21 protein-coding genes are annotated in these 20,433 nt (G+C 72.2%); 15 read left to right on the top strand and 6 right to left on the bottom strand.

The window, feature by feature from the left end:
• Positions 1-350: 350 nt before the first annotated feature.
• Positions 351-863: an Lrp/AsnC family transcriptional regulator gene (locus ACVCAH_RS07515; protein WP_447135303.1), complete on the bottom strand. Its 513-nt coding sequence runs from the start codon at positions 861-863 to the stop codon at positions 351-353.
• Between the two features lie 204 nt (positions 864-1,067).
• On the opposite strand from ACVCAH_RS07515, the gene ACVCAH_RS07520 reads away from it, so the two are divergent.
• The 10 genes from ACVCAH_RS07520 (at position 1,068) to ACVCAH_RS07565 (ending at position 9,904) form a co-directional block, all read left to right on the top strand.
• The gene (locus ACVCAH_RS07520; RefSeq protein WP_447135304.1) at positions 1,068-2,252 is read left to right on the top strand and encodes an extracellular solute-binding protein; all 1,185 of its coding nucleotides are present in this window, start codon (positions 1,068-1,070) and stop codon (positions 2,250-2,252) included.
• 11 nt (positions 2,253-2,263) lie between these two features.
• Entirely contained in the window at positions 2,264-3,424 is a 1,161-nt protein-coding gene (locus ACVCAH_RS07525) for an ABC transporter ATP-binding protein (protein ID WP_447135305.1), read from the top strand.
• On the top strand, positions 3,421-4,335 hold the full coding sequence (locus tag ACVCAH_RS07530) for an ABC transporter permease (RefSeq protein ID WP_447135306.1): 915 nt from the start codon (positions 3,421-3,423) through the stop codon (positions 4,333-4,335). Before ACVCAH_RS07525 ends, ACVCAH_RS07530 begins: the two co-directional genes overlap by 4 nt.
• Positions 4,332-5,186 carry an ABC transporter permease gene (locus ACVCAH_RS07535; RefSeq protein ID WP_447135307.1) on the top strand — a complete coding sequence of 285 codons (855 nt, stop codon included), beginning with the start codon at positions 4,332-4,334 and terminating at the stop codon, positions 5,184-5,186. The genes ACVCAH_RS07530 and ACVCAH_RS07535 overlap by 4 nt, the downstream gene beginning before the upstream one ends.
• Positions 5,183-6,604: an NAD(P)/FAD-dependent oxidoreductase gene (locus tag ACVCAH_RS07540; protein WP_447135308.1), complete on the top strand. Its 1,422-nt coding sequence runs from the start codon at positions 5,183-5,185 to the stop codon at positions 6,602-6,604. The genes ACVCAH_RS07535 and ACVCAH_RS07540 overlap by 4 nt, the downstream gene beginning before the upstream one ends.
• The gene (locus ACVCAH_RS07545; protein ID WP_447135309.1) at positions 6,604-7,806 is read left to right on the top strand and encodes a saccharopine dehydrogenase family protein; all 1,203 of its coding nucleotides are present in this window, start codon (positions 6,604-6,606) and stop codon (positions 7,804-7,806) included. The genes ACVCAH_RS07540 and ACVCAH_RS07545 overlap by 1 nt, the downstream gene beginning before the upstream one ends.
• Positions 7,803-8,816 (top strand): agmatinase, encoded by a 1,014-nt coding sequence (gene speB / locus ACVCAH_RS07550; RefSeq protein WP_447135310.1) that lies wholly within the window; start codon positions 7,803-7,805, stop codon positions 8,814-8,816. Before ACVCAH_RS07545 ends, speB begins: the two co-directional genes overlap by 4 nt.
• Before the next feature lie 208 nt (positions 8,817-9,024).
• Positions 9,025-9,261, top strand: coding sequence for a type II toxin-antitoxin system RelE/ParE family toxin (locus ACVCAH_RS07555; RefSeq protein WP_447135311.1), 237 nt, complete (start codon positions 9,025-9,027; stop codon positions 9,259-9,261).
• Positions 9,258-9,569, top strand: a complete 312-nt coding sequence (locus tag ACVCAH_RS07560) for a transcriptional regulator (RefSeq protein ID WP_393112688.1) — start codon at positions 9,258-9,260, stop codon at positions 9,567-9,569. Before ACVCAH_RS07555 ends, ACVCAH_RS07560 begins: the two co-directional genes overlap by 4 nt.
• The gene (locus ACVCAH_RS07565) at positions 9,566-9,904 is read left to right on the top strand and encodes a hypothetical protein (protein ID WP_447135312.1); all 339 of its coding nucleotides are present in this window, start codon (positions 9,566-9,568) and stop codon (positions 9,902-9,904) included. Before ACVCAH_RS07560 ends, ACVCAH_RS07565 begins: the two co-directional genes overlap by 4 nt.
• A gap of 154 nt (positions 9,905-10,058) precedes the next feature.
• On the opposite strand, the gene ACVCAH_RS07570 is transcribed toward ACVCAH_RS07565, so the two are convergent.
• Genes ACVCAH_RS07570 through ACVCAH_RS07580 form a run of 3 tightly spaced genes read right to left on the bottom strand, consistent with a single transcriptional unit; the run spans position 10,059 to position 13,251 of the window.
• On the bottom strand, positions 10,059-10,406 hold the full coding sequence (locus tag ACVCAH_RS07570) for a DUF779 domain-containing protein (RefSeq protein ID WP_447135313.1): 348 nt from the start codon (positions 10,404-10,406) through the stop codon (positions 10,059-10,061).
• Positions 10,406-11,911, bottom strand: coding sequence for an aldehyde dehydrogenase (gene adh / locus ACVCAH_RS07575; protein WP_447135314.1), 1,506 nt, complete (start codon positions 11,909-11,911; stop codon positions 10,406-10,408). The genes ACVCAH_RS07570 and adh overlap by 1 nt, the downstream gene beginning before the upstream one ends.
• A gap of 38 nt (positions 11,912-11,949) precedes the next feature.
• Complete coding sequence (locus ACVCAH_RS07580; protein WP_447135315.1) at positions 11,950-13,251, bottom strand: GAF domain-containing protein; 1,302 nt, start codon at positions 13,249-13,251, stop codon at positions 11,950-11,952.
• Between the two features lie 238 nt (positions 13,252-13,489).
• On the opposite strand from ACVCAH_RS07580, the gene ACVCAH_RS07585 reads away from it, so the two are divergent.
• The 3 genes from ACVCAH_RS07585 to ACVCAH_RS07595 all read left to right on the top strand — a co-directional run bounded on the left by ACVCAH_RS07585 (position 13,490) and on the right by ACVCAH_RS07595 (position 16,375).
• The gene (locus tag ACVCAH_RS07585; protein WP_447135316.1) at positions 13,490-14,155 is read left to right on the top strand and encodes a response regulator transcription factor; all 666 of its coding nucleotides are present in this window, start codon (positions 13,490-13,492) and stop codon (positions 14,153-14,155) included.
• Positions 14,152-15,204 (top strand): sensor histidine kinase, encoded by a 1,053-nt coding sequence (locus ACVCAH_RS07590; protein WP_447135317.1) that lies wholly within the window; start codon positions 14,152-14,154, stop codon positions 15,202-15,204. Before ACVCAH_RS07585 ends, ACVCAH_RS07590 begins: the two co-directional genes overlap by 4 nt.
• Positions 15,205-15,349: 145 nt before the next feature.
• Positions 15,350-16,375 (top strand): threonine ammonia-lyase, encoded by a 1,026-nt coding sequence (locus tag ACVCAH_RS07595; protein WP_447135318.1) that lies wholly within the window; start codon positions 15,350-15,352, stop codon positions 16,373-16,375.
• 8 nt (positions 16,376-16,383) lie between these two features.
• Here the strand turns inward: ACVCAH_RS07595 and ACVCAH_RS07600 are convergent, their stop codons facing one another.
• Entirely contained in the window at positions 16,384-17,586 is a 1,203-nt protein-coding gene (locus ACVCAH_RS07600) for an IS110 family transposase (RefSeq protein WP_447135319.1), read from the bottom strand.
• 224 nt (positions 17,587-17,810) lie between these two features.
• On the opposite strand from ACVCAH_RS07600, the gene ACVCAH_RS07605 reads away from it, so the two are divergent.
• Positions 17,811-18,950, top strand: coding sequence for a D-alanine--D-alanine ligase family protein (locus ACVCAH_RS07605; RefSeq protein WP_447135320.1), 1,140 nt, complete (start codon positions 17,811-17,813; stop codon positions 18,948-18,950).
• Entirely contained in the window at positions 18,947-19,582 is a 636-nt protein-coding gene (locus tag ACVCAH_RS07610; RefSeq protein WP_447135321.1) for a M15 family metallopeptidase, read from the top strand. Before ACVCAH_RS07605 ends, ACVCAH_RS07610 begins: the two co-directional genes overlap by 4 nt.
• Positions 19,583-19,601: 19 nt before the next feature.
• Here ACVCAH_RS07610 and ACVCAH_RS07615 read toward each other — a convergent pair whose 3' ends face one another.
• Entirely contained in the window at positions 19,602-20,423 is an 822-nt protein-coding gene (locus tag ACVCAH_RS07615; protein ID WP_447135322.1) for an NmrA family NAD(P)-binding protein, read from the bottom strand.
• Positions 20,424-20,433 lie beyond the last annotated feature (10 nt).

Consider the following 20,433-nt stretch of genomic DNA (forward strand, 5'->3'; position numbering starts at 1 on the left):
CTCTGCCCACGGTTATCCCACAGCCCAAGCCCGGAAAGCAAGTGGGATCGGTGGTGTATGGCCGGAACGGCAACGGAATCAGCGAGCAGCTAGAGTGCAGGCGACGGAATTCGTATCGGGCCGGCTACGGCTCGGGTGCGTCTGGTGTGCAGGCCGGCCTCGCGCTCGCCGCGACCGCACCTGGTGTGCAGGCCGGCCCTTGCGCCCAGCCTCGACCGGGCGGCGTCGCTACCGTGCGCCGGAGCGTGAGCCCCAGGTGGAGGGTGGAGCCGATGGCGAACGAGGCGCTGCGGGTGGCGATGGCCGAGAAGGGCGAGACCGTCGAGTCGCGGCGTGGGGACGCCGACTGATCAGGCGGTGCCCCAGGTGTAGGTCTGCTTGCGCAGCTTGAGGTAGACGAACGCCTCGGTGGAGAGCACGCCCTCCACCGCGCGCAGCCGCTGGAGGATCTCCAGCAGGTGGTCGTCGTTGCGGCAGACCACCTCGGTGAGCAGGTCGAACGAGCCGGCCGTGATCACCACGTAGTCCACCTCCTCCAGCTCGGCGAGCCGGTCGGCCACCGCCTCCAGGTCGCCGTTCGTCCGCAGGCCGATCATGGCCTGGCGGGGGAAGCCCAGCTGGAGCGGATCGGTCACCGCGACGATCTGCATCACCCCGGCGTCGAGCAGCCGCTGCACCCGCTGCCGCACGGCGGCCTCGGACAGCCCGACCGCCTTGCCGATGGTGGCGTACGGCCGGCGGCCGTCCTCCTGGAGCTGCTCGATGATCTGCTTCGCCACGTCGTCGAGCAGAGCGTGGCTGGCACCTTCACGCACGGTCACCCGCCGCCCGCCGTTGCCGTTGTCCTGCTGCCGGTTCGTCATCGACCGCTCCCCATGTCCGTTCCCGGGCTGAGCCTAATGCCCCCGCGCAGTGTGGCGTATTTCGTCGTCCAGAGCTAATCCCGCAACGGAATCCCTTGTAAGGAAGGTCACCTCATGTCAGGATCAGTCGTCCACCGCACTGACCCTCCCGCCGGCGCGCCACCCCCGTCCCGCCGCCGACGATGACCCCTTAGGAGTCGTCACATGCGAACTCCCCTTCGGCCCCTCACCCGGCGTGGACTGCTCACCGGCACCCTCGGTTCGGCGGCGCTGCTCGCCGCCGGCGGGACGCTGGCCGGCTGCGGCACCAAGGGCGCCCAGCAGACCGAGGCCGGCTGCGTCAGCGAAGACCTCTCCGGCACCGAGAAGAAACTGGCCTTCTCCAACTGGCCGCAGTACATGGACGTCGACGAGAAGGACGAGTCGAAGCGGCCCACCCTCGACGCGTTCATCGCCAAGAGCGGCATCGCGGTCACCTACACCGAGGACGTCAACGACAACAACGAGTTCTTCGGCAAGGTGCAGAACCAGCTCGCCGCCTGCCAGGCCACCGAGCGGGACATCATGGTGCTCACCGACTGGATGGCCGCCCGGATGATCCGGCTCGGCTGGATCCAGAAGCTGGACAAGTCCAAGATGCCCAACGTCGAGGCGAACCTCCTGGCGTCGCTGCGCGGGCGCTCCTTCGACAAGGACAACCAGCTCGCCGTGCCGTGGCAGTCCGGCCTGGCCGGCCTCGCCTACAACGGCAAGGTGACCAAGGAGATCCGCACGGTCGACGAGCTGCTCACCCGCCCCGACCTCAAGGGCAAGGTGACCGCGCTGTCCGAGATGCGCGACACCATGGGGCTGCTCCTCCAGTCCAACGGCCACGATCCGGCCAACTTCACGGCGGCCCAGTTCGACGACGCGCTCAACAAGCTCAAGAAGGCCGTCGACTCCGGGCAGATCCGCAAGTTCACCGGCAACGACTACGCGCCCGATCTGGCCAAGGGGGACATCGCGGCGTGCATCGGCTGGTCCGGCGACGTCATCCAGCTCGGCTTCGAGGACGAGAAGGTCAAGTTCGTGGTGCCCGAGTCCGGCGTGATGCTCTGGTCGGACAACATGCTCGTGCCGAACAAGGCCATTCACAAGGGCAACGCCGAGCAGCTCATGAACTACTACTACGAGCCGGCGGCGGCGGCCCAGCTCGCCGCGTACGTGAACTACATCTGCCCGGTGCAGGGCGCCCAGGCCGAGATGGAGAAGATCGACCCGGAGTTGGCCGCCAACCCGCTGATCTTCCCCGACGAGGCGATGCTCGCGAAGTCCAAGGTCTTCATGGCCCTGGACGAGAAGCAGGAGCGCGAGTACGAAGGCAAGTTCCAGCAGGTCATCGGGGCGTGACGGGAGTGGGCGTGGCATCTGTGGGGCGCGAGACGCCGGCCGGCGACCTGCGGCTGGCCAACCTCACCAAGCGGTTCGGCATCTTCACCGCGGTCGACGACCTCAGCCTGACCATCCCGCAGGGCTCGTTCTTCGCCCTGCTCGGCGCGTCGGGCTGCGGCAAGACCACCACGCTGCGGATGATCGCCGGCCTGGAGGAACCGACCAGCGGGCAGGTGCTCCTCGGCGACCGGGACATCGCCCGGCTCCGTCCGTACAAGCGGCCGGTGAACACGGTGTTCCAGAGCTACGCACTCTTCCCGCACCTGGACATCTTCGAGAACGTGGCGTTCGGGCTGCGCCGGCGCGGCATCCGTAAGGTCGACGACCAGGTCGAGCGGATGCTGGCGCTGGTGCAGCTCGACGGGTACGGCCGACGCCGACCGGCGCAGCTCTCCGGCGGCCAGCAGCAGCGGGTCGCGCTAGCCCGGGCGCTGATCAACCACCCGCAGGTGCTGCTGCTGGACGAGCCGCTCGGCGCGCTCGACCTCAAGCTGCGCCGGCAGATGCAGATCGAGCTGAAGCGGATCCAGACCGAGGTCGGGATCACCTTCGTGCACGTCACCCACGACCAGGAGGAGGCCATGACGATGGCCGACACGGTCGCGGTGATGAACGCCGGGAAAATCGAGCAGCTCGGCGCCCCGGCCGAACTCTACGAGTTCCCGGCCACCGCGTTCGTGGCGAACTTCCTCGGCCAGTCCAACCTGCTCGCCGGCGAGGCCGCCGGCGCCGCCGGGGGCGAGGTGCCGGTTTCCGCGCACGGCGTCCGATTCTCCGTGCCCGCCGACCGGGCCCGGGTCGACCGGGGGCCGGTCTATCTGGGCGTACGTCCGGAGAAGCTGCACCTGGTCGGCTCCGCCGACCAGGTGCCCGCCGGGCACCAGCACGTCACCGGGGTGGTCAGCGACGCCTCCTACGTGGGGGTGAGCACCCAGTACCTGCTGCGCACCGGCTGGGGCAGCGAGCTGTCGGTCTTCGTGGCGAACAGCGGCGCGACCGGCCAGCTGGCGGTCGGCACCGAGGCGGTGGCGCACTGGGACCCCCGGCACGCCTTCCTGCTGCCCCGCGAGCCGGGCGCCGACGACCTGACCACCCCGGTGCTGGACGAACCGGTGGGGGCCTCCTCGTGAGCGTCCTGGCCCACGTACCGACCGGGTCGGGGCAGCCGGCGTCGCCGGAGCGGACCGCCCGGTCCGGGCGGTACCGGTTCCTGCCGTACCTGCTGCTGCTGCCCGGCGCGGCCTGGCTCTTCCTCTTCTTCGCCGTGCCGCTGTTCCAGCTGGCCGCGGCCAGCCTCTACGACCCCAGCGGCTCGCTCTCCACCGGGTACGCGCTGACCTGGGCGTTCGGCAACTACCCGGACGCGTTGCAGGCGTACTGGCCGCAGTTCACCCGGTCCTTCCTCTACGCCGGGATCGCGCTGGTGCTGGCGCTGCTGATGGGCTACCCGCTGGCGTACGCCATCGCGCAGAAGGCCGGCCGGTGGAAGAACCTGCTGCTGGTCTGCGTGATCGCGCCGATGTTCACCAGCTTCCTGGTGCGCACCCTGGCCTGGAAGACCATCCTGTCGGACAACGGCGCTCTGGTCGGGCTGCTGCGCGACGTACACCTGCTCGCCCCGGACGGCCGGCTGCTGGCCACCCCGGTCGCGGTGGTGCTCGGCCTGACGTACAACTTCCTGCCCTTCCTGGTGCTGCCGCTGTACGCGAGCCTGGAGCGGCTGGACTACCGGCTGCTGGAGGCGGCCAGCGACCTCTACGCCAGCCCAGCCCGGGCGTTCCGCAAGGTCACCCTGCCGCTCTCCATGCCCGGCCTGGTCGCCGGCACGCTGCTCTTCTTCATCCCGGCCAGCGGCGACTACATCAACGCGGAGCTGCTCGGCACCCCGAACGAGTACATGATCGGCAACGTCATCGACTCGGCGTTCCTGGTCCGGCTGGACTACCCGCAGGGGGCGGCGCTGTCCTTCCTGCTGATGGCGGCGATCCTCGCGGTGGTCTTCGTCTACCTGCGCCGGGCCGGCACCGAGGAGGTGGTGTGACCGTGGGACACCGCTTCGGTCGCTGGCTGGCCGACCACTGGGTGCTGGGGGTGGGGCTGCTGGTGCTCGGCTACCTCTTCCTGCCCATCGCGGTGGTCGCCGGCCTGTCCTTCAACCGCCCGTCCAGCCGGCTGTCGTACGACTTCCACGAGTTCACCCTGGACAACTGGCGCAACCCGTGCGCCACCTCGGACATGTGCGATGCGGTGGTGCGCAGCGTCCAGATCGGGTTCATCGCCACCGTGGTCGCCACGGTGCTCGGCACCCTGATGGCCTTCGCGCTGGTGCGGCACCGGTTCCGCGGCCGGTCCGGGGTCAACGTGCTGATCTTCCTGCCGATGGCCACCCCGGAGCTGGTGATGGGCACCTCGCTGCTCGCCCTCTTCGTCTCCGCCGGGGTGCCGCAGGGCTTCTGGACCATCGTGATCGCGCACGTGATGTTCTGCGTGTCGTTCGTGGTGGTCACGGTCAAGGCGCGGCTGGCCGGGATGGACTCCCGGCTGGAGGAGGCCGCGATGGACCTCTACGCCAACGAGTGGCAGACCTTCCGGCGGATCACCCTGCCGCTGGTGATGCCCGGCATCGTGGCCGCCGCGCTGCTCGCCTTCTCGCTGTCGTTCGACGACTTCATCATCACCAACTTCAACGCCGGGACCACCGTCACCTTCCCGATGTACGTCTGGGGCGCCGCCCAGCGGGGCATCCCGCCGCAGGTCAACGTCATCGGCACGGCGATGTTCGTGATCGCGCTGCTGCTGGTGCTGGCCAGCTCGCTGCGCGGCCGGCGGGGCCGCCGCGCCGACCTGCGGGTCGAACCGGTGGCCGGCGGGCCGGCTCGGCGCCCGTCATGACCGGCCCGCATCCCGGCCGGGCGCTGGCCGACGCGGCACCCGTGCCGTACTGGCTGGACCGTCCGGAACGCCCCGATCCGTTGCCGCCGCTGACCGGCCCCGACACCACCGAGCTGCTGGTGATCGGCGGCGGGTACGCCGGGCTGTGGAGCGCGCTGCTGGCCAAGCGGGACGACCCCGGCCGGGACGTGCTGCTGGTCGAGGCGGGCACCTGCGGCTGGGCGGCGTCCGGGCGCAACGGCGGGTTCTGCGCCGCCTCGCTCACCCACGGGCTGGCCAACGGCGTCGAGCGCTTCCCCGACGAGATCGACGTGCTGGAGCGGCTCGGCCGGCAGAACCTGGACGCCATCGCGGCGACCGTCGAGGCGTACGACATCGACTGCGACTTCGCGCGCACCGGCGAGCTGGCCGTCGCGGTCGAGCCGTACCAGCTCGACGGGCTCGCCGAGGAGGCGGAACTGGCCGCCCGGTATGGCCACGACGTCCGGCTGCTCGACCGGGACCAGGTACGCGCCGAGGTGAACTCGCCGACGTACCTCGGTGGGCTCTGGGACACCGACCGGGTGGCTCTGCTCGATCCGGCGAAGCTGGCCTGGGGGCTGCGCCGCGCCTGCCTGACCGAGGGGGTGCGGATCGCCGAGCACACCCGGGTGACCGGGCTGCGCCGCGACGGCGCCGGCCTGCGGGCCAGCACGGCCGGTGGCCGCGACCGGGCACCCGGCCGGATCCGGGCGCGGCAGGTGGTGCTGGCGACCAACGCGTTCCCGCCGCTGCTGCGCCGGCTGCAGGCACGGGTGGTGCCGGTCTACGACTACGCGCTGATGACCGAGCCGCTCGCGGACGACGAGCTGAAGTCGATCGGGTGGGCGAACCGCCAGGGGCTCGCGGACACCGGCAACCAGTTCCACTACTACCGGATCACTCCCGACAACCGGATCCTGTTCGGCGGGTACGACGCCGTCTACCACTACGGCAACCGGGTGGCCCCCGCCCTGGAGCAGAACTGGGACACCTTCTGCACCCTCGCCGCGCATTTCTTCACCACCTTCCCGCAGCTCGACGGCCTGCGGTTCAGCCACCGCTGGGGCGGGTTGATCGACACCTGCACCCGGTTCTGCCCGTTCTTCGGCACCGCGTACGACGGCCGGCTGGCGTACGCGGCCGGGTTCACCGGGCTCGGCGTCGGGGCGACCCGGTTCGGCGCCCGGGTGATGCTCGACCTGCTCGGCGGCGAGGACACCCCGCTGACCCGGCTCGACCTGGTGCGCCGCAAGCCACTGCCGTTCCCGCCCGAGCCGGCCCGCTCGGTCGGCATCAATCTCACCCGCTGGTCGCTGGCCCGCGCCGACGCGCGCCAGGGCCGGCGCAACCTCTGGCTCCGTACGCTCGATCGTTGTGGTTTGGGGTTCGATTCCTGATGCGCATCCTGCTCGTGGGGGCCGGCGGTGTCGGCTCCGCCGCGGTCGCCATCGCCGCCCGCCGCGCCTTCTTCGAGACCATGGTGGTCGCCGATCACGACCCCGCCCGCGCGGCCCGGGCGGTGGCCGGCCACGGTGACCGGTTCGTCGCCGCCACCGTCGACGCCTCGTCCGCGGACGCGGTGGCCGCGCTCTGCCGGGAGCACCGGATCACCCACGTGCTCAACGCGGTCGACCCGCGCTTCGTCATGCCGATCTTCGACGGGGCGTACGCGGCCGGCGCCGACTACCTCGACATGGCCATGTCGCTGTCCCGGCCGCACCCGGAGCGGCCGCACGACGAGACCGGGGTGAAGCTCGGCGACGAGCAGTTCGCGGCCGCGGAGAAGTGGTCGGCCGCCGGGCGGCTGGCGCTCTGCGGCATCGGCGTCGAGCCGGGCCTCTCCGACGTCTTCGCCCGGTACGCCGCCGACGAACTCTTCGCCGAGATCGACGAGATCGGCGTCCGGGACGGGGCCAACCTGACCGTGGACGGCTACGACTTCGCGCCGTCGTTCTCCATCTGGACCACCATCGAGGAGTGCCTGAACCCCCCGGTGGTCTGGGAAGCCGGCCGGGGCTGGTACACCACCCCGCCCTTCTCCGAGCCGGAGGTCTTCGAGTTTCCCGAGGGGATCGGCCGGGTCGAGTGCGTCAACGTGGAACACGAGGAGGTGCTGCTCATCCCGCGCTGGGTCGACGCGAAGCGGGTCACCTTCAAGTACGGCCTCGGCAACGAGTTCATCGAGGTGCTGAAGACGCTGCACAAGCTCGGCCTCGACTCGACCGCGCCGGTGCGGGTCGGCGGGGTTTCGGTGTCCCCGCGCGACGTCGTCGCGGCCTGCCTGCCCGACCCGGCCACCCTCGGCGACAGGATGCGGGGCAAGACCTGCGCCGGCGTCTGGGTGCGTGGGACGGGCGTGGACGGCAGCCCGCGTGAGGTCTACCTCTACCACGTGGTCGACAACGAGTGGTCGATGAAGGAGTACGGCCACCAGGCGGTGGTCTGGCAGACCGCGGTGAACCCGGTGGTGGCGCTGGAACTGCTGGCCGGCGGCGCCTGGGCCGGGGTCGGGGTGCTCGGCCCGGAGGCGTTGCCGCCGAAGCCCTTCCTCGACCTGCTCACCGGCTACGGCTCGCCATGGGGAGTGGAGGAGCGATGACCCGGTACGGCCCGATGTACGGCCCCGACGTCACGTTCCTCAGCGTGCCCCGCTGCTCCCTCGACGAGCCGGCGACATTCGCCGACGCCGACGTGGTGATCGTCGGCGCGCCCTTCGACGGCGGCACCTCGCACCGGCCGGGCACCCGGTTCGGGCCGTCCGCCATCCGGCAGGCCTGCTACCTGCCGCACGACGGCTCCCGCCCGTCGCTGGCGCTGCGCGTCGACGGGCTGCGCGACCTGCGGGTGTACGACGCGGGCGACGCGGAGATGTTCTCCGGCGACATCGAGCGGTCGCTGGCCGCCCTGGAGTCCGCCGTCTTCGCGGTCGCCGCGGCCGGCGCCATCCCGATCGTGCTCGGCGGCGACCACTCCATCGCGCTGCCCGACGCCACCGGGGTGGCCCGCCACCACGGGCTCGGCCGGGTGTCGCTGGTGCACTTCGACGCGCACGCCGACACCGGGGACATCGAGTTCGGCTCGCTGCACGGCCACGGCCAGCCGATGCGCCGGCTCATCGAGTCCGGCGCGGTACGCGGCGACCGGTTCCTCCAGATCGGACTGCGTGGCTACTGGCCGGGCCCCGAGGTCCTGTCCTGGATGGCGGAGCAGCGGATGCGGTCGTACGAGATGACCGAACTGGTGTCCCGCGGCTTGGACGAGTGTCTGACCGAGGCGTTCGGGATCGCGGTGGACGAGTGCGAGGGGGTCTTCCTCTCCGTCGACGTGGACGTGGTCGACCCCGGCATGGCGCCGGGCACCGGCACCCCCGAGCCCGGCGGGCTGACCTCCCGGCAGCTGCTCGACGCGGTCCGCCGGATCTGTTACGAGCTGCCCGTGGTCGGCGTCGACGTGGTCGAGGTCGCCCCGCCGTACGACCACGCCGACATCACCGCGTACCTGGGCAACCGGGTAGTGCTGGAGGCGCTGTCGGCCATCGCCCGCCGCCGTCACGACGCCGCCGGCGGTCCGGCCTGGGATCCCCGCCAGCCCCTGCTCGACGGCCGCTGACCCGAGTCCGCCCATCACACTCCGCGCAGGTTTAGCCCGAGCTATAGTCTTCCCATGAGTGCTGCTGGCGGCCGACGGTGGTGCGAGTTACGGGCGAAGTCCGGCAGTGGCTCCGAGATCTGCGGCGCACCGACCCGGACACCTACCGAAGTGTGAGCGTGGCCATCGACATGCTCCAGAGGTCGGGCCAGGGTGGGGACGCCCTCTGGTGGACACGCTGCGAGGAGCCGCGATCCGGAATCTCAAGGAATTGCGACCTCGGTCGGGACGAGACGTGGCCGTCCGGGTGCTGTTCGTCTTCGATCCCTGGTCCCAGGCTGTCCTGCTCGTGGCGGGAAACAAGGCGCACAACTGGACGCGCTGGTACCAGGACGCCATTCCACTGGCGGAGGTCGCCTACAAGGCTTGGCTCGATCATGAGAGCAAGCGAAGGGGGGAGTCGTGACGGAGTTTTACGACTGGGAAGACGTTCGTGACGAGCTTCGTGACGACGAGGCGGAGCACGACCGGGAGCGCGCGCGCACCGAAGCGTGGGTGAGTGCGTTCCACCTGGCCGAGGAGCGTAAGCGGCTGGGGCTCACCCAGCGCCAGGTGGCCGAACTGATGGGCGTCACGCCGGGGCGGGTCAGCCAGATCGAGAACGGTGACCTTGATGTCAATGAGGTCGCCACACTGAGCCGCTACGCCGCCGCGCTCGGCGCCCGGCTCCGCATCATCTTCGATTACGGCAACGACCTGCGTCAGATCGCATGACCGTCGCCTGTCGATCCGTCCCGAGGGCCGCCGTCCTGGTCACGCTCGCCTGGTACGGCGCCGTCATCGTGGCGTTCCTCGTCGGCGTCGCGCTGCTCTCCGGAGCCGTGCCGGCGGGCTGCGGGGAGGAGTGCACCTCCGACCGGGACGGCTGGCTGCTCTTCGGTCTCTACGTCGCGACACCGGCGCTGTTCGTGGCGATGCTGGTCAGCCTGCCGCTGCTCTGGCTGACGGTGACCCGATTCCGCCTGCGGTCCGGGCTGGTGGCCGGCACCCTCTCGGCCACACCGCTCCTCCTGCTCGCCGTCGCCTTCCTCGCCGTGGTCCTGCGGTAGCCATGGGCAGTGGTCTCCTGAGAGGGATCCTGTCCCGAGACCGTGATGCCTGTGAGTCATATTGATGACTCACAGGCATCACGCCTCGGGGCAATGGCGACACCCGGTCGTCTCACCCTGTGTCACCTCGCCGGTCGCCGACCGGACGGGCCGGTCAGGCGGCCAACTGGGAGCGGATGAGGAAGCGGACGCCTTCCGGGGCTTCCAGGGAGAAGCCGCTGCCTCGGCCGGGCACCACGTCGACGGTCAACGTGGTGTGTTTCCACAGGTCCCACTGTGCCGCGGACATCCAGAACTCGACCGGCTCGGGGACGCCCTCGATCTTGAGCGCGGCGAGCAGCACGTCCGAGCCGCCGGTGCGGAACTCGCCGGCCGGGTAGCACATCGGGGCGCTGCCGTCGCAGCAGCCGCCGGACTGGTGGAACATCAGCGGCCCGTGCTGCGCCCGTAGCGACCGGATCAGCTCGACCGCGGCCGGCGTCACCGACACCACGTCACCCATCAGAAGAAGCCGAGCTTCTTGGGGGAGTAGCTGACCAGCAGGTTCTTGGTCTGCTGGTAGTGCTCCAGCATCATTTTGTGGTTCTCCCGGCCGATGCCGGACTGCTTGTAGCCGCCGAACGCCGCGTGCGCCGGGTAGGCGTGGTAGCAGTTCGTCCACACCCGGCCGGCCTGGATCGACCGCCCGGCCCGGTACGCGGTGTTGATGTCCCGGGTCCAGACGCCCGCGCCGAGGCCGTAGAGCGTGTCGTTGGCGATCTTGACCGCGTCGTCGAGGTCGGCGAAGGAGGTCACCGAGACCACCGGACCGAAGATCTCCTCCTGGAAGATCCGCATCGAGTTGTCGCCCTCGAAGATGGTCGGCTCCACGTAGTACCCGCCGGAGAGTTCGCCGCCCAGGTCAGCCCGGGCACCGCCGGTCAGCACCTTCGCCCCCTCCTGCCGCCCGATGTCCAGGTAGGACAGGATCTTCTCCAGCTGGTCGTTGGACGCCTGCGCCCCGATCATCGTGTCGGTGTCCAGCGGGTGCCCCTGCTTCACCTGGCGCGTCCGGTCCACGGCGGCGGCGAGGAAGTCGGCGTAGTGGCCCTGCTGGATGAGCGCCCGGGACGGGCAGGTGCAGACCTCGCCCTGGTTGAGCGCGAACATGGTGAACCCTTCGAGCGCCTTGTCGAAGAAGTCGTCCCGGGACGCGCTGACGTCGTCGAAGAAGATGTTCGGGCTCTTGCCGCCCAGCTCCAGGGTGACCGGCTTGATGTTCTCGCTGGCGTACTGCATGATCAGCCGCCCGGTGGTGGTCTCGCCGGTGAACGCCACCTTGGCCACCCGGGGCGAGGAGGCCAGCGGCTTGCCCGCCTCGACGCCGAAGCCGTTGACGATGTTCACCACGCCGGGCGGCAGCAGGTCGGCCACCAGCGAGAGCCAGTAGTGGATCGACGCCGGGGTCTGCTCGGCCGGCTTGAGCACCACCGCGTTGCCGGCCGCGAGGGCCGGGGCGAGCTTCCAGGTCGCCATCAGGATCGGGAAGTTCCACGGGATGATCTGCCCGACCACGCCGAGCGGCTCGTGGAAGTGGTAGGCGACGGTGTCGTCGTCCAGCTCGCCGAGGGAACCCTCCTGGGCCCGGATCGCCCCGGCGAAGTACCGGAAGTGGTCGATCGCCAGCGGGATGTCGGCGGCCAGGGTTTCCCGGACCGGCTTGCCGTTCTCCCAGGTCTCCGCGATCGCCAGGGATTCCAGGTTCTCCTGCATCCGGTCGGCGATCCGGTTGAGGATCAGCGACCGTTCGGCGACGGGCGTGCGCCCCCACGCGTCGGCGGCGCCGTGCGCGGCGTCGAGCGCCTTCTCGACGTCCTCGGCGGTGCCCCGGGCCACCTCGCAGAAGGTCTGTCCGGTGACCGGCGTGGGGTTCTCGAAGTAGCGACCGCCGTGCGGCGCGACGTACTCGCCGCCGATAAAGTGGTCGTAGCGGGACTGCCAGTGGGTGGGCGCGTCGTAGCGCGTCATGGTTACCTCCGCCGTCCGATCGGGTGACGGCGGAGAAGCTAGTTTCCGGGACGTTGCAGCAACGTTGCGCGCGGCAGGTCGTACTCCCGGGACAGCTGCTCGACGCGGGCCAGCGCGAGCGGCCGGCGCGGCGCGCCCGGCGGCGACGCCGCGGCCAGCGCCTGCCAGGCGGTCAGGTCGTCGGCGCCGGCGGGCGTCGCGGTCCAGGCCGCGAGCAGCGCCGGGTCCCGGGTGGCCAGCACGGCCGCGCGGAGCTGGCCGTCGACCAGCCGGCGCAGTCGGGTCACTCCCGGCGCGTCCGAGCAGGGCAGCAGCGGCCCGGCGTACGCGTCGAGCGCACCCGCCGGATCGCCGCGTTCCAGCAGTTCGCCGACGGTACGGAAGTCGGCCCGGACGGTCCCGCGCAACCGGTACGGCCGGGAGTCGAGCAGGTCGGGGCCGAGGATGCGGCGCAGCCGGGACAGCTCGGCGCGCAGGGTGACCGGGTGCAGCCGCTCGTCGCCGTAGAGGTCGAGGCCGAGCTGCTCGCCGGTGCGTCCCTCGGGGTGGTCGAGCAGCAGCACGAGCAGTTCGCTGTGCCGGCGGCCGAGCCGGATCCGGCGCCCGTCGACCCGCAGCTCCGCCTCGTCCCGGCCGAGCGCGGCGACGGTGAGCACCCCCGGCTCGACCGGCCGGTCGGCGGCGAGCTGTGCCTCGGCGGCCCGGGCGGTGGCCCGGACCAGCGCCAAACTCTGCGGGTTGGCCAGGTGGTCGCCGCCGGTGATGTCGACCGCCCCGAGCAGCCGCCCGGTCGCCGGGTCGTGGATCGGCGCGGCGGCGCAGGTCCACCGCTGCACCGGCCGGCTGAAGTGCTCGGTGGCGAAGATCTGCACGCTGTGGTCGATCGCCAGGGCGGTGCCCGGGGCGTTGGTGCCGGCATGCGGCTCGTCCCAGCGCGCTCCGGGAACGAAGTTCATCCGCTCGGCGTGCCGGAGCACGCCCGGATGCCCCTCCACCCAGAGCAGCCGCCCGTGGGCGTCGCAGACCGCCATCAGGTGCGCGCCGTCCTGGGCGATGCCGCCGAGCAGGTCGCGGAAGAGCGGCAGCACCCGGGCGAGCGGGTGGGCGGCGCGGTAGCTCTCCAGCGCGTCGTCGGTCAGCTCGACCGGCGGGGTGGCCTCCGGGTCGAGCAGCGCGGCCGAGCGGCGCCAGGAGTGGGCGACCACCTCCCGCAGCCGCCGGTCGGTACGCCGGGCCGCCTCCGGCCCGCCGGCGAGGAACGCCTCGTGGGCGGCACCGACCTGCGCGATCCGCTCCGCCGGATCGACGCCGAATTCCAGGGCGAGCCACGGGTCGGCCATCGGCGACCTCCTCGCGCCCTATCGTGACGCAGCTCACCCCCGATCGCCAAGTGCGGTCGTGGACCGGGGACGGACGCACTCAGACGGCGTACCGGGGCGGCAAGCTCCTCCGTCCGGCTCGCGGGTGTTTGTCCCGGGATCGCCTCCGTGGAGGATGACTCCTGCGGGTGCTTACAGAACCCTTAACTCCAGCCTGAGACGGTGTCCCGGACAACGAGGAACCACGGGGAGAGCAAGCGTGCGGGTGTTGGTGGCGGACGACGAGCGGTTGCTGGCGGACACGGTCGCCGAGGGGCTGCGCCGCCTCTCGATGGCGGTCGACGTCTGCTACGACGGCAACGGCGCGCTGGAGCGGATCGGGGTGAACCGGTACGACGTCGCCGTGCTGGACCGCGACATGCCTGGGCACACCGGCGACGAGGTGTGCCGCAGCATCGCCGACTCGGACGCGGGCACCCGGGTGCTCCTGCTCACCGCGGCGGCCGGCATCCGGGACCGGGTGGAGGGCCTCGGGCTGGGCGCGGACGACTACCTGACCAAGCCCTTCGCCTTCGCCGAACTGGTCGCCCGGGTGCAGGCCCTCGGCCGGCGCTCCGCCCCGGCGGTCCCGCCCGTGCTGGCGCGGCACGGGGTGGTGCTGGACGTGGCCCGGCACGTCGCGACCCGGGACGGCCGCCCGCTGAACCTGAGCCCGAAGGAGTTCGCCGTGCTGCACGTGCTGATGCGCGCGGGCGGCCGGGTGGTCAGCGCGGAGGAGTTGCTGGAACAGGCCTGGGACGAGTTCGCCGATCCGTTCACCAACGCCGTCCGGGTCACCGTGATGACGCTGCGCAAGAAGCTCGGCCAGCCGGCCGTCATCCACACCGTGCCGAAGGCCGGCTACCGGATCGGCGGCCCGGAGTGACCCCGCGCCGCCGGGTCGCGCTGGTCGGCGTGCTCGCCCTGCTGATCGGGTACAGCCTGCCCGGCCTCGGCAAGTGGGTGCTGAGCGTGGTGTGGCTGCGTGGCCAGGAGTTCTGCAACCTGCCGGTGCCCGGTTCGGGGCTGGTGTGCCAGCCGGCGCGCGACCTCGACGCGGCCCTGTACCCGCTGACCATGCTCGGTGTGCTCGTGGCCGTGGTGGTCGCGATCTGGGCGGCCGCGGTGTGGTGCCTGCGGCCGGTGCGGGACCTCGCCGAGCCGATCGCGCACGTCGGCCCGCAGAACCTCGGGCACCGGATCCGCCGCCCGGGCCGGGACGAGCTGGCCCGGCTGACCCGGGCCATCGACGAGATGATGGAGCGGATCTCCGCCGGGTACGAGGGGCAGCGGCGGTTCGCCGCGAACGCCTCGCACGAACTGCGCACCCCGCTGGCGGTGCAGCGGACGCTGATCGAGGTCGGCATGGCGCAGTCGCTCACCGCCGAGCAGTTGGAGTTGCTGACCGCCCAGCTGCTGCAGACCAACGAGCGCAACGAGCGGCTGATCGAGGGGTTGCTCACGCTCAGCGAGAGCGACCAGGGCCTGCGTTCCCGGACGCCGCAGCGGCTCGACGAGATCGTGGCCGGGGTGCTGGCCGGGTACCAGGACCGGGCCCGGGCGGCCGGCGTGACGATCGAAGGTCACCTCATCCCACGGGTGGTGCCCGGGGAGCGCGTGCTGTTGGAGCGCCTGGTGACCAACCTGGTGGAGAACGCGATCAAGTACAACCGGCCCGGCGGCACGCTCACCGTCGCGGTCGGCGGCACCCCGGCGCTGACCGTGGTCAACACCGGCCAGGTGGTGCCCGCCGAGGCGGTGGCCGGCCTGTTCGAACCGTTCCGGCGGCTGGCCGCGGACCGGACCGGCCACGGCGGCGGCGCCGGCCTCGGCCTGGCCATCGCCCGCTCGATCACCCAGGCGCACGACGGCATCGTCGCCGCCCGGCCCGCCGAGTACGGCGGCCTGCGGGTCGAGGTCCGACTGCCGCACTGACCCGGCCGACCGGCCGGCACACATCCAGCAACGCCCCCGGCGGGGGCCGCACCGCGGCACCCCTTCATCCGGCGTGCCCGAAAACCGGTACCGCCGACGGCACGACGGCCGCGGCGCCACCGACCACGCAACGAAAGGAGACGACATGTCCCGCATCGACCTGCCGGACCAGGCCGGTCCGGTCCGGGCCGACGTCGAGGAGGCCGCCCGCCGGCTGGCCGGCCAGGTGCTGCGCACCCCGGTGCTGCACTCCCCGGCGATCGACCGGCTGGCCGGCGTCCGGGTGCTGCTGAAGGCGGAGAACCTCCAGCACGGCGGCTCGTACAAGATGCGCGGCGCGCTGCTGGCGGTCGGTCGGCTCGCCGCGGCCGGCGGGCACGGCGGCGTCGTCGCGCAGAGCACCGGCAACCACGCGGTGGCGGTGGCGCTGGCCGCCCGGCGGCACGGGATGGCCGCCACCGTGGTGCTGCCGGTGGACGCGGCGCCGACCAAGGTCGCCCGGGCGAGGGCGGCGGGCGCGCGGATCGTCGCCGCCGGCACCGCCGAGGAGCGGCTCGCGATGGCCCGCGACCTCAGCGACGCCACCGGGCATCCCGTCGTCGACGCGTACGACCACCCGGACGTCATCGCCGGCCAGGGCACCGCCAGCCTGGAGCTGATCGAGGAGGCCGAACAGGCCGGCACGCCGCTGGACGCGCTGGTGCTGCCGGTCGGCGGCGGCGGTGGGGCGGCCGGCGCCTGCCTCGCCGCCGCCGGTCGACCGATCGAGGTGTACGGCGTGGAGCCGGTCGGCTGCGACTCGCTGGCCCGGAGCCTGGCGGCCGGCCGGCCGACGCCGGTCGCGCCGGCGCCGACGATCGCCGACGGCCTGCGGCCGTCCTGCGTGGGGGAGTTGCCGTTCGCGATCCTGCGCACCGCGTTGCGCGGGGTCGTCCGGGTGGACGACGAGGAGATCGCGGAGGCGTTCCGGCTCCTGCTGCTGGAGCTGAAGGTGCTGGCCGAACCGTCCGGCGCGGCCGGCCTGGCCGGCGCGCTGCGGATCGCGGCCGACGGCCGGCACCGCACCGTCGGCGTGGTGCTGACCGGCGGAAATGTCGAGGCGGAGCTGGTGGCCCGGTTGGCGGCCCACCGGCTCGCCGATGTCACGAGGGTGGAAGAGGTGGCAGCCTAATGCGGAAGTCAAGCCGCGACGGCATGATCGATTCGGTACGGCTGTCTGGTGCGCAGCATCGCGTGCAGCACGTTGATCCGCCGGCGGGCCAGGGCGATGAGCGCCTGGTGGTGGCGTTTACCCTCGCTGCGCTTGCGGTCGTAGAAGGCGCGGCTGGTCGGGTCGCGTTGCAGGGCGCAGAACGCCGGTTGGTAGAAGATCCGTTTGAGGGTCTTGTCGCCGCTGGTGGCCCGCCGCAGGTAGTGGACCTTCCCGGACTGCTGCAGCACGGGGGCCAGGCCGGCGGCGGAGGCGAGCTGGTCGCCGGTGGTGAAGCGGGTGATGCCGCCTGCCACGGCGAGGAACTCGGCGGTCAGGGTGGCCCCCATCCCGGGCAGGGACTGGACGAGGGCCGCGTCAGGGTGGTCGTTGAGCGCCTCGGTGATGCGTTTGTCCAGGTCGGTGAGTTTGCCGCGGCAGGTCAGCGCCTCGCTGGCGAGGTCGCGGACCAGGTCCGCGGCGACGGTTTCGCCGGGCACGGTGACGTGTTGTCGTGCGGCGGTGGCCAGGGCCTGCTCGACCAGGGCATCGATGCTCGCGGTACGCAGGCCACCGACGTGGCGCAGGTACTCGTTGATGCGGCGCCGCCCGGCGCGGCGGATCTCACCGGGGGTGACGTAGCGGGCCAGCAGGGCCAGGTCGGCCTTGTTGGTGGCGTCGATAACCCGTTCCAGGCCGGGGTGGATCGAGGCGAGCAGGTCCCGCAGCCGACCGATGCGCCGGGTCTGGTCGACAACCAGCTCGCGGCGGCGTCCGACCAGCAGCCGCAGCTCAGCGTCGGTTTCGCCGGCCGGCTCCACGATGCGCAGCTCGTCACCGCGCAGCCGGATCTGATCGGCGATGACCTTCGCGTCCCGCGGGTCGGACTTGCGCTCTCCACCCCGTGTGGCCCGACGGGCCCGGTTGACCGCCAGGCCGGGGACGTGCACCAGCCGCAGCCCGGCATCGAGCAGCATGGCCTGCAGCAGCCCGGCGATGCCGCCCAACAGGTCGATCGCCACCGTCGCCGGGCCGTGCTCGGCCTCGGCGGTGCGCACGTCGTTGATGAATGCCTGGATCGCCGCCGGGTCGTTGTCGACCTTGTGGCTGGCCAGGACCTTCCCGGTCTCGGTGTGCACGAGCGCGGCCCAGTGGAACTCCTTGGCCACATCCACACCCACCGCGACAGCCATGAGACTCCTTCCCCTCGTCGTGTCCACGCGCGTGCTCTTGCCGCCGTCAACGCCCTACACAGCGATCGATCGCAGAGCCCAATCAGCAGTCAGCAAGAGCAGACGAGGCGGGCGGCCAAGCCACCTACGCCATGGACGGCAGCCAGCATGAAAGCCATACCCGCCTCGTCCGCGTCAGCCCGTACGAATACCACCGCCGGGCTTGCTATGGAAGGTAGGGCGGCATGAGCGCGCCGGTCCGGATCGGAATCCTGTTCGGTGGTCCGTCCGCGGAGCACGAGGTGTCCTGCGCCTCGGCCCTCGGCGTGGCCCGGGCCCTGGCCGGCGGCGGGTACCGCACGGTCGCCATCGGGGTGACCCGTACCGGGGGCCTCCGGCTGGTGCCGGACGCCGTGCTGGCGGAGCTGCGGGACGGCGCCGGGGCGGACCGCGCCATCGACGACCGGCTGACGGTGACCGGGCCGGCGGTCGAGCTGCGGGCCGGACCCCGCCCCGGCACGGCGGTGGTGTCCGCGGCGAACGCCTCCGGCGCGGTGCACGCCGAGCTGGACGTGGTCTTCCCGGTGCTGCACGGCCCGTTCGGTGAGGACGGCGTGGTCCAGGGGCTGCTCGAGTCGCTGGGCGTGCCGTACGTCGGGTGCGGCATCCTCGCCTCCGCGGTGGGCATGAACAAGGTGGCGATGAAGCGGGCGCTGCGCGCCGAGGGTGTGCCGATCACCCCGCACGTGGCGTTCGACGCGCCCACCTACCGGGCGGCCGACGACCCGGAGAAGCTGGTGGTGGGGCTGCGGCGGCCGCTCTTCGTCAAGCCGGCCAGCATGGGCTCGTCGATCGGGATCTCCCGGGTGGCCGAGGGCGACGACCTGGCGGCGGCGGTCGAGGAGGCGTTGCGCCACGACCACCTGGTGCTGGTCGAGCAGGGCGTGACCGGCCGGGAACTGGAGTGCGCGGTGCTCGGCGGGTGGCGGCCCGAGGCGTCGGCGGTGGGCGAGGTGCGGGTCTCCGGCGGCTGGTTCGACTACCGGCAGAAGTACTTCGGCGACGCCGACCCGATGGTCGTCCCGGCCGCGCTGCCCGAGGACGTCACGGACCGGATCCGGGAGCTGTCGCTGCGGGCGTTCGCCGCGATCGGCGGCTGGGGCCTGGCCCGGGTCGACTTCCTCTACGACGAGGCGTCCGGCGGCCTCTACGTCAACGAGCTGAACACCATGCCCGGCTTCACCGCGCACTCGATGTACCCGAAGGTGTGGGCGGCGGTCGGCGTCGGCTACCGGGAGATCGTGGACCGGCTGGTCGAGCTGGCCTTCGCCCGCCACGCGGAGCGCTCCGCCACCGCCCGCGCCGCCGCCGGGAGCCCGCGATGATCCTGCTCGCCGATCCCCGGGTGGTGGCAGTGCCCAGCGCCGACGACGGTGACCCGCTGGTGGATCTGCGCGAGCTGCCGGAGCTACGGCTGGATCCCCGGGCGGCCGACCCGGCCGGCGCGTACGCCCGACTGCGCCGTGGGGTCGCGGACCGGTTGCTGGCCGCGCAGCACGCGCTGCCGGCCGGCCTGCGCCTGCTGGTCATCGAGGGATACCGGCCGTACCGGGCCCAACTGGAGATCTTCACCGGCTACCGGGAGGAGCTGCGCCGGGCGCACCCGGACTGGTCGCCGGAACGGCTGCACCGGGAGACCACCAAGTTCGTCTCGCCGGTCGAGGTGGCGCCGCACAGCACCGGCGGGGCGGTCGATCTGACCCTGTGCACCGAGGACGGCGTCGAGCTGGACCTGGGCACCGCCGTTGACGCCACCCCGGAGGCCAGCGGCAACGCCTGCTTCACCGACGCGCCGGCCATCCCGGCGGCCGCTCGCCGGCACCGGCGGATCATGGGCGACGCGCTGCGCGGCGCGGGCCTGGTGAACTACCCGACCGAGTGGTGGCACTGGTCGTACGGCGACCGGTACTGGGCGCTGCTGACCGGCGCCCCGCACACCCGCTACGGCCCGGTGTGACGCGGCGGGTGCGGGCGGCTCAGCGGAACGCGGCGGCGTGGGCGCGGGCCCAGTCGGCGAAGGTTCGGGGCGGCCGGCCGAGCAGCCGCGCGACGGTGTCGGTGACGGTGTACGCGACCGGTGGCGGGTCGCCCTGCCAGGACGCGAGCAGGTCGACCAGTTCGTCGTCGTAGCCCGCCTGCCGCCACCGGGCGCGGGCCTGCTCCTCGGTCAGCTCCACGAAGCGGAGGTCGCGGCCGACCGCCTCGGCGACGGTGGCCAGCCGCTGGCGCGGGGTGAGCGCCTGCGGGCCGGTGAGGGTGTAGACCTGGCCGGCGTGCCCGTCGCCGGTGAGCACCTCCGCGGCGACCGCGCCGACGTCGGCCTCGTCGACCAGCGCGCTGCGGACGTCGGCGAACGGCTCGCGTACCTCGCCGGCGTCGCGGATCGACCCGGCCCAGCCGAGGGTGTTGCCCATGAAGTCCACCGGCTGGAGCATCGTCCACTCCAGAGCCCCGGCCCGGACGGCCTCCTCGACCGGGCCGGGTTGGCCGTTCCACAGCACGGCCAGTCGCCGGACACCGGCCCGCTGCGCGAGGGCGACGATCTCCCGCCCGGTACGGAGCGTGGCGTAGTCGTCACCCCCGACGGTCAGCAGGTGCACGCCGACGACGCCCTCGAACGCCGTCGTGAGGGTGGCCGGATCGGTGAGGTCGCCGGCCACCCCCTCCACCCCGGCCGGCAGCACCGCAGCCCGGGCCGGATGCCTGGTCAGGGCGCGTACCGGCACCCCGCGCGCCAGCAGTTCGGACACCACGTGCCGGCCGGCCCGGCCCGTCGCGCCGGTCACCAGATAGGTCACGGAACCCCCT

This window comes from Micromonospora sp. LZ34, from assembly GCF_052981855.1.

Excerpts from the sequence above, each read along its gene's own strand:
- ACVCAH_RS07515 (WP_447135303.1), bottom strand. The coding sequence starts at position 863 with ATGACGAACCGGCAGCAGGACAACGGCAACGGCGGGCGGCGGGTGACC.
- ACVCAH_RS07520 (WP_447135304.1), top strand. The coding sequence starts at position 1,068 with ATGCGAACTCCCCTTCGGCCCCTCACCCGGCGTGGACTGCTCACCGGC.
- ACVCAH_RS07540 (WP_447135308.1), top strand. The coding sequence starts at position 5,183 with ATGACCGGCCCGCATCCCGGCCGGGCGCTGGCCGACGCGGCACCCGTG.
- ACVCAH_RS07545 (WP_447135309.1), top strand. The coding sequence starts at position 6,604 with ATGCGCATCCTGCTCGTGGGGGCCGGCGGTGTCGGCTCCGCCGCGGTC.
- speB (WP_447135310.1), top strand. The coding sequence starts at position 7,803 with ATGACCCGGTACGGCCCGATGTACGGCCCCGACGTCACGTTCCTCAGC.
- ACVCAH_RS07565 (WP_447135312.1), top strand. The coding sequence starts at position 9,566 with ATGACCGTCGCCTGTCGATCCGTCCCGAGGGCCGCCGTCCTGGTCACG.
- ACVCAH_RS07570 (WP_447135313.1), bottom strand. The coding sequence starts at position 10,406 with ATGGGTGACGTGGTGTCGGTGACGCCGGCCGCGGTCGAGCTGATCCGG.
- adh (WP_447135314.1), bottom strand. The coding sequence starts at position 11,911 with ATGACGCGCTACGACGCGCCCACCCACTGGCAGTCCCGCTACGACCAC.
- ACVCAH_RS07580 (WP_447135315.1), bottom strand. The coding sequence starts at position 13,251 with ATGGCCGACCCGTGGCTCGCCCTGGAATTCGGCGTCGATCCGGCGGAG.
- ACVCAH_RS07595 (WP_447135318.1), top strand. The coding sequence starts at position 15,350 with ATGTCCCGCATCGACCTGCCGGACCAGGCCGGTCCGGTCCGGGCCGAC.
- ACVCAH_RS07600 (WP_447135319.1), bottom strand. The coding sequence starts at position 17,586 with ATGGCTGTCGCGGTGGGTGTGGATGTGGCCAAGGAGTTCCACTGGGCC.
- ACVCAH_RS07605 (WP_447135320.1), top strand. The coding sequence starts at position 17,811 with ATGAGCGCGCCGGTCCGGATCGGAATCCTGTTCGGTGGTCCGTCCGCG.
- ACVCAH_RS07610 (WP_447135321.1), top strand. The coding sequence starts at position 18,947 with ATGATCCTGCTCGCCGATCCCCGGGTGGTGGCAGTGCCCAGCGCCGAC.